The sequence below is a fragment of the Humitalea sp. 24SJ18S-53 genome, from assembly GCF_050632385.1.
Lineage (GTDB): Bacteria > Pseudomonadota > Alphaproteobacteria > Acetobacterales > Acetobacteraceae > Humitalea.
Window position 1 is genome coordinate 2,553,793 of record NZ_CP192599.1, and the last position, 13,932, is coordinate 2,567,724.

14 protein-coding genes are annotated in these 13,932 nt (G+C 69.5%); 10 read left to right on the forward strand and 4 right to left on the reverse strand.

The window, feature by feature from the left end; all coding sequences use genetic code 11:
* The first annotated feature begins 2 nt into the window (after positions 1-2).
* The 3 genes from ACQW02_RS12315 to ACQW02_RS12325 all read left to right on the forward strand — a co-directional run bounded on the left by ACQW02_RS12315 (position 3) and on the right by ACQW02_RS12325 (position 2,356).
* The gene (locus ACQW02_RS12315) at positions 3-1,043 is read left to right on the forward strand and encodes a DUF4340 domain-containing protein (RefSeq protein WP_431285538.1); all 1,041 of its coding nucleotides are present in this window, start codon (positions 3-5) and stop codon (positions 1,041-1,043) included.
* A gap of 4 nt (positions 1,044-1,047) precedes the next feature.
* Positions 1,048-1,479, forward strand: a complete 432-nt coding sequence (locus tag ACQW02_RS12320) for an NUDIX hydrolase (RefSeq protein ID WP_431285539.1) — start codon at positions 1,048-1,050, stop codon at positions 1,477-1,479.
* A gap of 61 nt (positions 1,480-1,540) precedes the next feature.
* Entirely contained in the window at positions 1,541-2,356 is an 816-nt protein-coding gene (locus tag ACQW02_RS12325) for a DUF6065 family protein (protein WP_431285540.1), read from the forward strand.
* On the opposite strand, the gene ACQW02_RS12330 is transcribed toward ACQW02_RS12325, so the two are convergent.
* Positions 2,307-3,653, reverse strand: a complete 1,347-nt coding sequence (locus ACQW02_RS12330; RefSeq protein WP_431285541.1) for an ATP-binding protein — start codon at positions 3,651-3,653, stop codon at positions 2,307-2,309. The two genes, ACQW02_RS12325 and ACQW02_RS12330, sit on opposite strands and share 50 nt — an antisense overlap.
* Positions 3,653-4,375 carry a response regulator gene (locus ACQW02_RS12335; protein WP_431285542.1) on the reverse strand — a complete coding sequence of 241 codons (723 nt, stop codon included), beginning with the start codon at positions 4,373-4,375 and terminating at the stop codon, positions 3,653-3,655. The genes ACQW02_RS12330 and ACQW02_RS12335 overlap by 1 nt, the downstream gene beginning before the upstream one ends.
* A gap of 192 nt (positions 4,376-4,567) precedes the next feature.
* Between ACQW02_RS12335 and ACQW02_RS12340 the strand changes: the two genes are divergently transcribed.
* The 7 genes from ACQW02_RS12340 to ACQW02_RS12370 all read left to right on the forward strand — a co-directional run bounded on the left by ACQW02_RS12340 (position 4,568) and on the right by ACQW02_RS12370 (position 11,629).
* On the forward strand, positions 4,568-5,233 hold the full coding sequence (locus tag ACQW02_RS12340) for a DNA-3-methyladenine glycosylase family protein (protein WP_431285543.1): 666 nt from the start codon (positions 4,568-4,570) through the stop codon (positions 5,231-5,233).
* Positions 5,230-5,802, forward strand: a complete 573-nt coding sequence (locus ACQW02_RS12345) for a hypothetical protein (protein ID WP_431285544.1) — start codon at positions 5,230-5,232, stop codon at positions 5,800-5,802. The genes ACQW02_RS12340 and ACQW02_RS12345 overlap by 4 nt, the downstream gene beginning before the upstream one ends.
* A 68-nt stretch (positions 5,803-5,870) precedes the next feature.
* Positions 5,871-7,103, forward strand: coding sequence for an ABC transporter substrate-binding protein (locus ACQW02_RS12350; protein ID WP_431285545.1), 1,233 nt, complete (start codon positions 5,871-5,873; stop codon positions 7,101-7,103).
* Positions 7,104-7,110: 7 nt separating this feature from the next.
* Positions 7,111-8,961, forward strand: a complete 1,851-nt coding sequence (locus tag ACQW02_RS12355; protein WP_431285546.1) for an ABC transporter permease — start codon at positions 7,111-7,113, stop codon at positions 8,959-8,961.
* The gene (locus tag ACQW02_RS12360) at positions 8,958-9,716 is read left to right on the forward strand and encodes an ABC transporter ATP-binding protein (protein WP_431285547.1); all 759 of its coding nucleotides are present in this window, start codon (positions 8,958-8,960) and stop codon (positions 9,714-9,716) included. The genes ACQW02_RS12355 and ACQW02_RS12360 overlap by 4 nt, the downstream gene beginning before the upstream one ends.
* The gene (locus ACQW02_RS12365) at positions 9,716-10,417 is read left to right on the forward strand and encodes an ABC transporter ATP-binding protein (protein WP_431285548.1); all 702 of its coding nucleotides are present in this window, start codon (positions 9,716-9,718) and stop codon (positions 10,415-10,417) included. Before ACQW02_RS12360 ends, ACQW02_RS12365 begins: the two co-directional genes overlap by 1 nt.
* A gap of 69 nt (positions 10,418-10,486) precedes the next feature.
* Positions 10,487-11,629 (forward strand): endonuclease/exonuclease/phosphatase family protein, encoded by a 1,143-nt coding sequence (locus ACQW02_RS12370; RefSeq protein WP_431285549.1) that lies wholly within the window; start codon positions 10,487-10,489, stop codon positions 11,627-11,629.
* Here the strand turns inward: ACQW02_RS12370 and ACQW02_RS12375 are convergent.
* Together ACQW02_RS12375 and ACQW02_RS12380 are read right to left on the reverse strand one after the other, a co-directional pair.
* Positions 11,578-12,408, reverse strand: a complete 831-nt coding sequence (locus ACQW02_RS12375) for a UPF0280 family protein (RefSeq protein ID WP_431285550.1) — start codon at positions 12,406-12,408, stop codon at positions 11,578-11,580. The two genes, ACQW02_RS12370 and ACQW02_RS12375, sit on opposite strands and share 52 nt — an antisense overlap.
* A complete protein-coding gene (locus ACQW02_RS12380) occupies positions 12,398-13,858 on the reverse strand; it encodes a 6-hydroxynicotinate reductase (protein ID WP_431285551.1) in 1,461 nt (486 codons plus the stop codon). The genes ACQW02_RS12375 and ACQW02_RS12380 overlap by 11 nt, the downstream gene beginning before the upstream one ends.
* Positions 13,859-13,932 lie beyond the last annotated feature (74 nt).

Sequence of the window (13,932 nt, forward strand, 5' to 3'; positions counted from 1 at the left end):
CGATGCAACGCCGCACGATCGTCATCCTGGGCGGGGCCGCCATCGCGACCTCGGTCGCCACCGTCTTCCTGACCCCCGACGCGCCGATGCCGCTGCCGCCCGCGGCGCTGGCCTTTCCGGGCCTCGCGCAGCGCCTGGCCAACGTGTCCCGGATCGAGGTCCGGCGCCATGACGGCACGCTGGTGCTGCTGCGCGAGGGACCCGACCGCTGGGTGCTGCCGGAGAAGGGCAACTACCCCGCGCGCGGCGAAAAGGTGCGGGAGGTCCTGGTCGGGCTGACCGAGTTGCGCCTGATCGAACCGCGCACCGCAGATGCGGCGATGCTGGACCGGTTGGGTGTCGAGGACCCCAGCGCCGCCGGCGCCACCTCCTCGCTGTTGCGGCTGCTGGATGCCAATGGCGCGCCGATCGCCGAGCTGATCCTGGGCCGTCGCCGGATGCGGACCCAGGGCGGGCTGGCCGGGTCAAATGTGCCCGAGACCATCTACGTCCGCCGCCCGAACGAGACCCAGGCCTGGCTCGCCGAGGGCCGCCTGCCGGTCGATTCCGACCCCAACCTGTGGATCGACCGCGACATCGCCAACCTGCCGCGCGACCGGGTGCGCCGCGTGGTGGTCAGCCGGCCGGGCGATGCCCCGCTCGAACTGGTCCGCGGCGGCGATCCCGATGGGGCGCTGCGGGTCGCGGTGCCGGCCGATGCGCCCGCGACCGATGAGGTCAGCATCGACGAGGTCGGCCGCGCCTTCGAATTCCTGACATTTACCGATGTGAAGCCGGAGGCCGACTGGCCCGGCGCCGCGGTCGGGGAGTCGGTCTTCACCCTGACCGACGGGCTGGCCATCACCCTGCGCGGCCGGCGCGATGGCGATGCCTTCTGGGTGGCGCTTTCGGCGGCGGGCGATGACGAGGCCGCAAGGCTGAACGCCCGCTGGCGTGGCTGGGCCTATCAACTCGGCCCGTGGAAGGAAAAGGCGTTCCTGCCGACCATCGGCGACCTGGTCCGCCCGCCGGAAACCGCCGTCCCGGCCCCAGCGGCCAACTGACGGGATGGACGGGCGCGAATATCCCGCCCGGCCGCTGGTCGGCATCGGCTGCATCCTGTTCCGCGGCCAGGACCTGCTTCTGGTCCGGCGTGGCCGTCCGCCACGCCAGGGCGAATGGTCGATCCCCGGCGGCGCGCAGCATCTGGGCGAAACCGCAGAAGCCGCCGCTCGCCGCGAACTGGCCGAGGAGACGGGGGTCACCGCCGGCCCCCTGTCCCTCGCCGCCGTGGTCGATGCCGTCAGCCACGACGACACAGGGCGCATCCGCTTCCACTACACCATCATCGATTTCTGCGGGCTTTGGACCGGGGGCGAGCCCCGCGCCGGCGATGACGTGACCGAGGCCGCGTTTTTCGCCCCCGACGCGCTGCCGCCGCTTTGGCACGAAGCGGTGCGGGTGATCGCCGAGGCGAGGCTGCGGCTGGGACTCGGTTAGCGGGGCCTTCACGCCAGCCGTGCTGGCATGGCTGTCCCAGCCACTCGCAGGATGCGACCCTATGCCCCGCGACCGCGCGACACCTGCCGCCAGCGCGCGGCTTGTCGCCTATGACCTCGGCCATCCCATGCCGGCGATCCGCCCCGCCTCCCCCCGCCGTGACTGGATGGAGGCCAGCCCCCAGCGTTTCGCCAATCGCTGCCTGCCGCTGACCATGGCCAATGCCCATGGCTGGGAGATCGCCGGAGGCGTCGGCTTCGATGCCTGGTGGACCGGCGGCGACCAGCCGGGTGACGTGGTGATTCGCCGCCACGACCCCGACACCGCCGGCAGCCCACTGCCCGTCGCGCATTTCGGCGCGGGGGTGCTGACCTTCCACATCGACACATTGTTCCGCACCGACCCGGGCGTGGCGCTCTGGGTGTCGGGCCCCCCCAACGCGATCCGCGACGGGATCGCCCCGCTATCGGGCCTGGTCGAGACGGATTGGGCGCCGATGACCTTCACCATGAACTGGCGTTTTACGCGCCCGCATGCGGTGGTCACCTTCAAGCCCGGCGAGCCGGTGTGCTGGCTCATGCCGATCGACCGCGATCGCCTAGGCGCCACGTTGCCGGAGGTGCGGCCGCTGGCCGATGACCCGGCGTTGGAGGCCGCGCACAATGCCTGGCGCGAAAGCCGCTCGACCTTCAACGCCGGGCTGAAAACCCATGGCAGCCCAGAGGCCGAGGCCGGCTGGCAGCGCGACTACCACCGCGGCCGCTGCCCGATGACCGGGGCGCTGGCAGCGGGGCATTTGACCAGGCCGGCGGCCCGCCCGTTCAAGGTCAGGCCGGCAGCGTGCCCAGCGCCCGAAGCCCGCCCTCCGGCCGATTGAGCAGCACCACGTCGCCGCCATGCGCGCGGAAAATGTTGCGCGCGATCGGCAGGCCAAGGCCGACGCCGCCGGTTTCGCGGTTACGGCTGGTCTCCAGCCGGCGGAACGGCTGGAACACCGCCTCGATCTGGTCCTCGGGGATGCCTGGGCCGTCATCCTCGACCGCCAGGCGCACGGCGCCCCGGTCGGGTGGCGACAGAAGGATGCGGGCCGAGGCGCCGTAGGACATCGCATTGCCGACCAGATTGGCCAGCGCCCGCTTCATCGCCACCGGCCGCACCCGCACGGTCAGGCGATCCGGCCCCTCATAGCCCAGCCGGTCGGCGAGTTCGGGCCTGGCGTCCGCGGCTTCGTCCAACACGGTCCGTGCCAGGGCGGCGAGGTCCAGCGCCGTGGTCGGTTCGGTCGCCGCATCGTCGCGCGCGAAGGCGAGGGTGGCGTTGATCATCGCCTCCATCTCATCCAGGTCCGACAGCATCTTCCGGCGCTGTTCGTCGTCATCCATGAATTCGGCGCGCAGTTTCAGCCGGGTGATCGGCGTGCGCAGGTCATGCCCGATCGCCGCCAGCATCTGGGTGCGGTCGCCGACGAAACGCCGGATCCGCGCCGCCATGGTGTTGAAGGCACGGGCAGCCTGGGCGACCTCCTGCGGGCCATCCTCGGGCAGCGGCACGGCGTTCACGTCGCGCCCCAGGCGTTCGGCGGCCAGGGCCAGGTCGCGCACCGGGCGCGTCAGCCGCCGGGTGGCCCAAAGCGCCATCAGCACCGCGGCGATGGTCATCACCAGGAAGGCGGCGAGGAAGGTTTCCGAATGCCACGGGCGGGGCGGCGGCAGGTGCACCCGCATGTTCAGCCAATCGCCCTCCGGCAGGCGGAAGGCGATCAGCATGCCGCCACCCATCGGGGCATCAGCCATCAGCACATCGCGCGGGCGGAAGCGTGGCGGTGCATTCAGCAGCACCTCCAAGCGGAACAGCCGCACGGCCGGGGGCGGCGGCGGCGTCATGCCGGGCCGCACGTTCGGTCGCGCACTCAATTCGGCCGACAACCCCAGGGGCAGGTCGATTTCCGCCAGCATCATGTCGCGCCGGTCGGGCGGCGCCAGCAGCACCGCGCGCCACAAGCCGAAGATGCGGGAGGAGACTTCGCGCGCCTGGGCCAGGCGCTGCAGGTCGACGCGGTCCAGTGCATGGATCGTCAGCCCCGCCGCCTGCACCACCATCAGGCCGATCACCAGTGAAAGGGCGGTTCGGCCCGCCAGCGTCCGCGGCATGAAGCGGCGCAACAGGCGGCGCATCAGGCGGCGCGGTCCACCGTCGCCGCCAGCACGTAGCCGCCGCCACGAACGGTCTTGATCAGGTTGGGGTTGCGGCCGTCATCCTCAAGCTTGCGTCGCAAGCGCGACACCGCGACGTCGATCGCCCGGTCGAAGGGCCCGGCCTGGCGCCCGCGCAACAGGTCCATCAGCATGTCGCGCGTCAGCACCCGGTTCGGCCGTTCGACCAGCACGGTCAGCAATTCGTATTCGCCCCCTGTCAACGGCACCTCCGCGCCGTCCGGGTTCAGCAGGCGGCGGCGGCCGGGTTCCAGGGTCCAGCCGGCGAAGCGAATGGCCTTGGCCGGTGGTTCCTTGGCGGCCGCGGCCTCACCCGTCGCACGCCGTAGGACCGCGCGGATCCGCGCCAGCAATTCACGCGGGTTGAACGGCTTGGAGACATAGTCGTCGGCGCCCAGTTCCAGCCCGACGATGCGGTCCGTCTCCTCGCCCATCGCCGTCAGCATCACGATGGGCACATCCGATTGGCTGCGCAGCCAGCGGCCGAAATCCAGGCCCGATTCGCCCGGCAGCATCAGGTCCAGCACCACCAGGTGGTAGCGGCCGAGTGGCCAAAGCCTGCGCGCCTCCCGCGCATCCCGCGCGGCGGATACGCGAAAGCCCTGCCTTTCGAGGAACTTGGAAAGGAGTTCGCGGATCTCGCGGTCGTCATCGACCACGAGGATGTGGGGGGCGTTTTCCATGGGTGTTACATATCACCTCGCGGCCGCCATGCGCGCCCATCTTGTTACACGACTTTGCCAGCGGCGTGTGCGTTACGTAACGTTGCACAATCGGTCCTGCGTGGTCGCAGTCCTGCAACATCGCTCGGGCATCTTGCGTTCAGTGACGTCGCCCTCTCCCCCCCAGTGGCGGCGTCCGGTAGAGGCGGCGGGGTGTCTTCTCCCCTCCACACCCCGCCGCCGCCGCCACCCCCCGCCGACAGGCTGAGGGACATTGCCGGCCTTACCGGCGCCCATCCCGGTTTTGCGGGGATCGAATCCGCTGCCGGCCCGCTGGCCTGGCGAAGCCGGCCGCCGGGTTTTCCCGGCCTGTTGCGCACCATCTGCGGCCAATTGATCAGCAATGCCGCGGCCGGGGCCATCTGGTCCCGCGTCGCCACCCTGCCGGGCGCGCTGGACCCGGCCGGGTTGCTGGCGCTGGACGAGGCGCTGCTGCGCGGCGCCGGCCTGTCCCGCCCCAAGGTGTCGCATGCCCGGGCCGTGGCCGGGGCCTGCCTGGATGGGCGGCTCGATTTCGTGGCTTTGCCGATGCTGCCGGACGACCAGGCGCTGGCCATGCTGGTCGCCGTGCCCGGGATCGGGCCCTGGACCGCCGCCGTCTACCTGCTTTTCGCCGAGGACCGGGCCGACATCTTCCCGCCCGGCGATGTCGCGCTCGCCGCCGGGGCCGCCGACCTGTTCGGCCTGGCCGCGCGCCCGGATGCCCGCGCGCTGGCGGCGATGGCGCGCGCCTGGTCGCCCTGGCGCGGCGTCGCGGCACGCCTGTTATGGCATTGGTGGCGCCATCGCACCGGGCGCGCCGCGGGGGAGGCACCATGATCCGTAAACTGCTTTGGGGCGCCGCCGCACTTCTCCTGGGCCTGGTCGCCCTGGTGTTCCTGACGCCCTACATCGCGATCGGGCTGATGATCACGACCTACGGCGCCGCCATGGCCCTGATGGAAGTCATGGCCCTCAGCGCCTGTATTTTCGCGGTTCCGGTGCTGTGGCAGCGGCGTTTCCTGTCCCCCTTCGCCTGGCTGGCCTTGGGTGGGTCGGTCGGCGCCTATTTCGAGGCGCGGGGCCTGCTGCCAGGCGCCGATGCGGCCTGGCTCGTCGTGGTCGCCGCGATCGCTTGGCGTGGCCTGCGCGGTCGCTGGGCCGGGCCGCTTCTGGCGATCATCGCCGCCACCACCCCGACGCGCCGGATCGGTGAGTTCCTCTGGCTCCAGCATAATGGGGAGAGTCTGTTGTCGGACGCCTTCGTGCCCTTGGCGATGGCGATGGTCGGTTTCGCCACGCTGACGCTGGTCGGCTTCGCGCTGGGCTATATCCTTTCGCGCCCGCGCTGGCTTGCGATAGGCGCTGTCGTCATGGCGGTTCTGCATCTGCCCCGGTTGCTGCTTTAAGTGGGTTTTCGCCCTTCCGCCCGGGGCGTTCCTCTGTTCACATGAGAGCGGTGCAATGGAGATGTGTGATGACCCAGGGTTTTTCGCGGCGCGGCGTCCTCGCCACCCCTGTTCTCGCGGCGCCCCTATTTTTCGCATCCGGACCCACGCGCGCCCAGACCGCCGCGCCGATCAAGATTGGCGAGATCAACTCCTACACCGCGCAGCCGGCCTTCCTCGCGCCCTATCGCAACGGCTGGATCCTGGCGAATGAGATCGTCAACGCCGCCGGCGGCGTGAACGGTCGACAGATCGAGACGATTTTTCGCGACGATGCCGGCCGGCCCGAGGATGCGGTGCGTCATGCCGGCGAGTTGGTGAACAACGAAAGGGTCGATCTGCTGGCGGGCGGCTTTCTGTCGAACGTCGGGTTGGCGATCTCCGATTTCGCCAACCAGAACCGCAAGCTCTATGTCGCCTCCGAACCGCTGACCGATGCGCTGGTCTGGTCGCGCGGCAATCGCTTCACCTTCCGCCTGCGGCCGTCCACCTACATGCAGGCGGCGATGCTGGTCGAGGAAGCGGCGAAGCTGCCCGCCAAGCGCTGGGCCACCGTCGCGCCGAACTACGAATATGGCCAGTCCGCCGTGCGTTGGTTCAAGGAATTGCTGACCCGCGTGAAGCCGGATGTGGAGTTTGTCGGCGAGCAGTTCCCCGCCCTCGGCCGCATCGATGCCGGTGCGACGGTGCAGGCGCTGGCCGGGACGCGGCCGGATGCGATCTTCAACGTCACCTTCGGCGCCGACCTGACCAATTTCGTCCGCCAGGGCAATACGCGCGGGCTGTTCGAACGGCGCAGCGTGGTGTCGATGCTGACCGGTGAGCCGGAATACCTCGAACCCCTGGGCGATGAGGCGCCGGAGGGTTGGATCGTCACCGGCTATCCCTGGGAGCAGATCGACAACCCCACCCATGCCGCCTTCCGCACCGCCTATCGCGCGCGTTGGAATGCCGATCCGAAACTCGGCTCGGTCGTGGCCTATGACACGGTGACCTCGATCATCGCCGGGCTGCGCCGGGCGGGTTCGCCGGACACCGAGGCGATGATCGGGGCGCTGCGCGGGCTGACTTTCGGTTCCGCCTTCGGCACCGGCGATATCAGCTATCGCGCGATCGACCATCAATCGACGCTCGGTGCCTTCGTCGGCAAGACCGTGCTGCGCAACGGCCGGGGCACGATGACGGATTGGCGCTACGCGCCGGGCGGATCGTACTTACCGTCGGATGAGGTCGTGCGGAGCATGCGCCCCGCCCCCGTCTGACGGCTTGATGGAGGATCTTCTTGTCCAGGGGTTGAGCGGGCTGGCCTCGGCCTCCTCGCTCTTCCTGGTCGCCGCCGGGCTGACCGTGATCTTTGGCGTCACGCGGGTCGTGAATTTTGCCCATGGCAGCCTCTACATGCTGGGCGCCTACCTAGCCTGGACCTTTGTCACGCGCGGCGTCTTCGAGTTTGCGGGACCGTTCTGGCGGTTTTGGGGCGGGGTGATCGCGGCGGCTCTGGTGACGGGCGCGATCGGCGCGGTGATCGAGGTCACCTTGCTGCGCCGGATCTATCGCGCGCCGGAACTGTTCCAACTGCTGGCGACCTTTGGTGTCGTGCTGGTGGTGCAGGATGCGGCGCTGTGGCTGTGGGGGCCGCAGGATTTGCTGGGGCCTCGCGCGCCTTTGCTGCGCGGCGCCGTCGATATTTTCGGTGTGCGCTTCCCGCTGTACGACGCCTTCCTGATCTGCGTCGGACCGGTCGTGCTGGGGGCGCTCTGGCTGCTGTTCCATCGCACGCGCTTCGGCGTGCTGGTGCGGGCGGCGACGGCGGATCGAGACATGGTCTCGGCGCTTGGCGTGAACCAGGCGCTGCTGTTCACCGGGGTTTTCGCCCTGGGTGCGGCCTTGGCGGGCCTGGGCGGCGCGCTGCAATTGCCGCGCGAAAGCGTCAACCTGCAGATGGACCTGTCCATCATCACCGAGGCGTTCGTCGTCGTCGTCGTCGGTGGCCTCGGTTCGCTGACGGGGGCTTTCCTGGCCGCGCTGATGATCGGCCTGCTTTCCGCCTTTGGCATCCTGGTGCTGCCAAAAATCACGCTGGTGCTGGTGTTCCTGGTGATGGCCGCTGTGCTGGTGGTGCGGCCTTATGGCCTGCTGGGCAAGCCGCCGCAGGGGTTGCACGCGACATCCGGCCCGCCGGAACCACTGCTCGCCCCCGCGCCACGGGCCTTGCGTATCGCAGGGGGCGTGCTGCTGGCGCTGCTGGTCGCGGCCGCCGGCGTGCTGTCGGATTATGAACTCACGGTGCTGACCGAGGTCCTGGTCGCCGTGCTCTTCGCCGCGTCGCTGCATTTCATCATGGGACCTGGCGGGCTCGCGAGTTTCGGCCATGCCGCCTATTTCGGCGCGGGCGCCTATGCCGCCGCCCTGCTGGTCAAGCATGCCGGCGTGCCGATGTGGGGCGGGCTGCTGGCGGCGCCCTTTGCCGCGGGGTTGATGGGGCTGCTGTTCGGCTGGTTCTGCGTACGGCTTTCGGGTGTCTATGCCGCGATGCTGACCCTGGCCTTCGCCCAGATCGCCTGGAGCACCGCCTTCCAATGGGTCGAGGTCACCGGCGGCGACAACGGCATTTTGGGGGTCTGGCCCGATGCATGGGCCCGGCCGAAACCGGTCTTCTATTTGCTGGCGCTGGTCTTGTGTGTCGGCGGGGCGCTGCTGCTGCGGCGGATGATCTGGTCGCCCTTTGGCGCGGCGCTGCGGGCGGGGCGTGACAGCCCGCTGCGGGCCGAAGCCATCGGCATCGACACCTTTGCCACGCGATGGATGGCCTTTGCGATCGCCGCCGCCTTCGCCGGGGTTGCGGGGGCGATTTTCGCTTACGGCAAGGGCAGCGTCTTCCCGAGCATCCTGGGCATCCCGCGCAGCGTGGACGCGCTGCTGATGGTGCTGCTGGGCGGCGTGCAGACGCTGTCCGGGCCGCTGCTGGGCGCCGTCGCGCTGACCGGGCTGCAGGAGCAACTGGTTCGCTTCACCGACCATTGGCGCATGATCCTGGGGGCCACGATCATCCTGTTGGTCGTCTTCTTCCCGCAGGGGCTGGCAGGCGCCGCCCGTGGCTGGTGGGAACGCCGGGCGTGAACGTCCTATCGGTCCAGAACCTGGCGAAATCCTGGGGCGGGGTTGCCGCCGTGCGCGGCGTGTCCTTCGCCCTGGCGGCCGGTGAGGTGCTGGCGCTGATCGGTCCCAATGGCGCGGGCAAATCCACCTGCTTCAACATGCTGAACGGCCAGGTCCGCCCCGATGCCGGGCGCGTCACGCTGGCCGGGCAGGACATCACGGGCCTCGCGCCACGTCGCGTCTTCCGTATGGGGGTCGGGCGCACCTTCCAGATCACCGCGACCTTCGCCTCCATGACGGTGCGGGAGAATGTACAGGTCGCGCTGCACAGCCACGCCCGCGCGCTGGGCGGGCTGTGGCGCGCCATGGGCACGCGGTTTGGCGCGGAGGCTGAGGCGCTGCTGGACCGCGTCGGCATGGCGGCGCAGATGGACCGGCCTTGCGGGGTGCTCGCCTATGGCGACCTCAAGCGCGTCGAACTGGCCGTGGCGCTGGCCAATGCACCGCGCCTGCTGCTGATGGACGAACCCACGGCTGGGATGGCGCCCGCCGAGCGCATCGCGCTGATGGCGCTGACCGCACGGCTGGCGAAGGAAGGCGAGATCGGCGTGTTGTTCACCGAACACGACATGGATGTGGTCTTTGCCCATGCCGACCGGATCATCGTGCTGGACCGAGGTGCCCTGATCGCCGAGGGAACGCCCGCCGCCGTCCGCGCCGATCCGCGGGTGCGGGATGTCTACCTCGGCACCGGCGCCACGGCGGGGGGGCATTGATGCTGGAGGTCCAGAACCTCGGCGCCCATTACGGCCGTGCGCATATCCTGCAGGACGTCGGCTTCTCGGTCGGCGCGGGACAGGTCGCGGTGCTGCTCGGCCGCAATGGCGCGGGCAAGAGCACGACCATGAAGGCGATCATGGGGCTGGTGCCGCCATCGGCCGGCCGTGTGGTGTTCGAGGGCCGAGACCTCGCAGGCCAGCCGCCGCATGCCATCGCCCGCGCCGGCATCGGCTATGTGCCGGAGGAGCGCCGCATATTTGCGGAACTGACGGTGGATGAGAACCTGCTGGTCGGGCAGCGCCCCGCTCCCGCCGGCATGCAGCCCTGGACGCCGGAGCGCCTGTTCACGCTCTTCCCCAACCTCGCCAGCATGCGCAAGCGGCCGGGCGGTCGGATGAGTGGTGGTGAGCAGCAGATGCTGACCATCGCCCGCACCCTGATGGGCAACCCGCGCCTGCTGCTGCTGGATGAACCCTCCGAAGGCCTCGCCCCGGTCATCGTCGAGCGCATGGCCGCCGCCATCGGCACGATCAAGGAAGGTGGGCTGTCGATCCTCCTGGCCGAACAGAATTTGCATTTTGCCCGGGTCGTCGCCGACCATGCGGTGGTGATCGAAACCGGACGCGTGCGCTGGGCCGGGACCATGGCAGCACTGGATGCGGCCGAGGATGTGCGGGAACGCTACCTGAGCCTATAGGCCCGAAATTCCGGTAACACCGGCAGGTGTCATGTCATTACACTCTGCTCCAAAAGAGGAGGGAGTGCCGTGCGCATCGCCGCCTTCAATGTCGAAAACCTGTTCCAGCGCGCCCGCGCCCTCAATCAGGATGATTGGCTCGACAAGCCCGGCCGCGACCCGTCCCGCTGGTCGGCCGGGCGGAAAGCCTTGGACGCCCATGCGCGGCTGAACGCGCTTTTGCGGAAGACGGTTTACACCAAGGCGGACAAGGCCGTGATCGTGAAGCATCTGGTCGAACTGGGGCTGCAAAAATCCGACGAAAGCAGCCTGGTCATCCTGCGTAAGAACCGCGGGACCCTGCTGAAACGAACGAAGACCGGGATCGAGATCGTCGCCAATGGGCGCGACGAATGGATCGGCTGGCTCGAGCTGAAAATGGAAGCGGTCAACGAGATCGCCACCCAGAACACCGCCCGCGTGCTGCGCGATGTCGATGCGGATGTCGTGGTGGTGGTGGAGGCGGAGGACAGGATCTCCCTCACCCGCTTCAACGAACAGGTGCTGGAGGTGGTCGGCGGGCGTCGCTATGACCACATCATGCTGCTGGACGGCAACGACGATCGCGGCATCGATGTCGGGCTGATCAGCCGCGCCCCTTTCGCGGTGGACATGCTGCGCACCCATATCGACGATCGCAGCGGGAAAAACCGCATCTTCAGCCGCGACTGCCCCGAATTTCACCTGCGCCTGCCTTCCGGCGAAGGCCTCGTCGTCCTGGCCAATCATTTCAAGAGCAAGGGCTTCGGCACGCCCGCCGAGTCCAATGCCAAGCGCCGCGCGCAGGCCCGCCGGGTGCGGGAGATCTACGACGGTCTGCGCGCCCAGGGCATCGCCCATATCGCCATCCTGGGCGACCTGAACGACACGCCGGACAGCGACCCGCTGTCGCCGCTGCTGCGGGACTCATCGGATCTGAAGGATATCAGCGAACACCCCCTGTTCGAATCCGACGGCAGGCCCGGCACCTATGCCAATGGCACCAAGAGCAACAAGATCGACTTCCTGCTGCTGTCGCCGGCGTTGTTCGCCAAGGTCACGCGCGGCGGCGTGTCGCGCCAGGGCGTATGGGGCGGCACGCACGGCACGCTCTGGCCGATCCTGCCGGAGATGAAATTCGCCTACCAGGCGGCATCCGACCATGCGGCGATCTGGGCCGATCTGGATATCTGACCGACCGCGGCAGCGCTGCCCTGGCATCGCAGCAGGGCGGCCACGATCAGACCCCGGTCCCGCAGGCCCCGCGCCTCGGCCACGCCCGCGGCCAGGGCCGCGCGCAACACCTCCGCCGGCAGCGGCCCCACGTCGACCGTGACCAACCGCGCACCCAGGTCGCTGTCGGGATCGAGGCTTTGGGCCGGTGCCCGGTGGATCGCGGGGTGATCGGCGTTCACCGCATTGGCGATCATGCTGGCGGCGGCATCGGCCTCGGCCGCGGTCGCCGCCAGCACCGTCACGGCATCGGCGATCCCGAGTGAAAACGACCGCCCCGGCCAGCCGCTGGTCGCGATGCCGCGCACGGGGTCGGCGGCTTCGATCACCGCAGCACCTTCCGGCGTGCCGCGGGCCAGGTCGGCAACCAACCCGACGCGCAGCGTTTCGCCCGGCGCCAGATGCAACGCGATGTCGCCGCCATTGTTGACGAAGGCGCGGCGCATGTCCGGCACCGCCGCGACCATCGCCGCCAGCACATGATCGGCCACCGCCCCCGCCACCGCCGCCATCGGCGTGATGAAATTTTGTCCGTGCGGCAGGCAAGCGGCGGCCATGGCGCGGGCCACGGGGTGGGTCAGCGTCGCGGTGCCGACCGGCGCGCGCAGGGCGGGCAGTTCTGCCGCCAGCCCCGCCAGCAAACCGTCGAAAGCGGCGATGGCGGCCGGATGCGCCCGTGCCTCGGCGCCGATCACGAGGTCGATCGGGCCATCCCGCAGATGCAGGCGGTCAAGGCGCATCCGGCCAGGGATTGCTTTTCGCGTCGCCACGCCGCGCCGTGGCGCCGTAATCGGCGATCACCTTTTCCATCGGTGTCACCTGGTCGGTATGACCGCCCAGGGCAGCAAAAATATCGGCGCGCATGGTGAACTCGATCGGCGCCACCAGCGCCGGGGTGGGCACCGAGCCAAAGGCATCCGCCGGCAGGCGCAGCACATCGGCCATGATGGTGATGCCGCCCCCCGGCCACAGCATGCAGGGCGCGCCGCCCATGGTCACGCGCACCAGATTCTCCTGCACCTGGCGCGTCAGCAGCACGGGGTTGCCCGTCACCCCGGCGCGAAGGGATCCGCCGGCGCCGGCCATGAACAGGATGGAGGTCAGGGCGGGTTCGCAATTCTCGCCGATGCGGTCCACCACCGCCTGCACCGCCGAAGGCATTTTGGCGGGCACCGGGCGCAGCGCCTCGTCCAATTCGACCCAGAGCGCGTCCTCGCCGGTCGTGCTGGTCAGCAGCAGGCGCAGGCCCGGCCAGGCGGTGGCGGGGTCGATGCTTTCGATGACCGAGAGAGGGTCGGTGATGGCGGTGCCGCCCCAGCCCGTGCCCGGCTCCGCGACCTGGAAATACCGCCCCGGCGTGGAGCGCCGGCCGCGCACCCGGATGCCGGCGGGCGGCATGCCAAGGCACTTGCCGGCCTGGTGTTCGGACAGGACGCCGGTGATGTGGTCGTCCAGCACGATCACCTCATCGGCATGGCCGAGCCATTGCTGGGCGAAGATGCCGACGGTGGCGCTGCCGCAGCCGACGCGCATGCGGTGTTCGGGCGCGCCATTCACGATGGGCGCCGTGCCCGCCTGCAACATGACGCGCGAGCCGCCATCGATGGTGACCTCGACCGCGCCGCGATTGGCCAGGGTCAGCATGGCGCGGCAGGTGACCGTGCCCTCGCGCTTGGAGCCGCCCGTCAAATGCCGCACGCCGCCGAGCGACAGCATCTGGCTGCCGTATTCCGCCGTGGTCACATGGCCGATCTGTTCGCCATCCACCCGCACCGCCGCCGTTTCCGGCCCCAGGTGGCGGTCGGTGTCGAGCTTCACCTTCAACCCGCAATACGAGAAAATCCCCTCGGTCACGACGGTGACCGTATCAACGCCCGCGTGCTGGCTGCCGACGATGAAGGGAGCGGGCTTGTAGTCCGGATAGGTCGTGCCGGCGCCGATGGCGGTCACAAAGGTGTTTTCGGGGCGCAGGGCCGAGCCGTCCCAGTCATTGTCCAGGAAGGGCACCACGGCGCCGCCGCGTTCCAGCAACACCAGGGGATCGGTGCGGACGAGTTCGCCCTCGCGGTTGGCGTAGCGATGGCAGGCCCCGGCCCTGCCCGGCCGGATGCGGCACAGGACGGGGCAGGCGTCGCAGCGCACGATGCCATCGGCCTCTCGCGCGCCGAATTGTTGGGTCCGATCGTCCATGGCGCCAGACTATGCCCGGCGATGCGGCGCGCAAAGCCGATCCCCCCGGCTTGCCGCCCCCTGCCCCCCCGGCG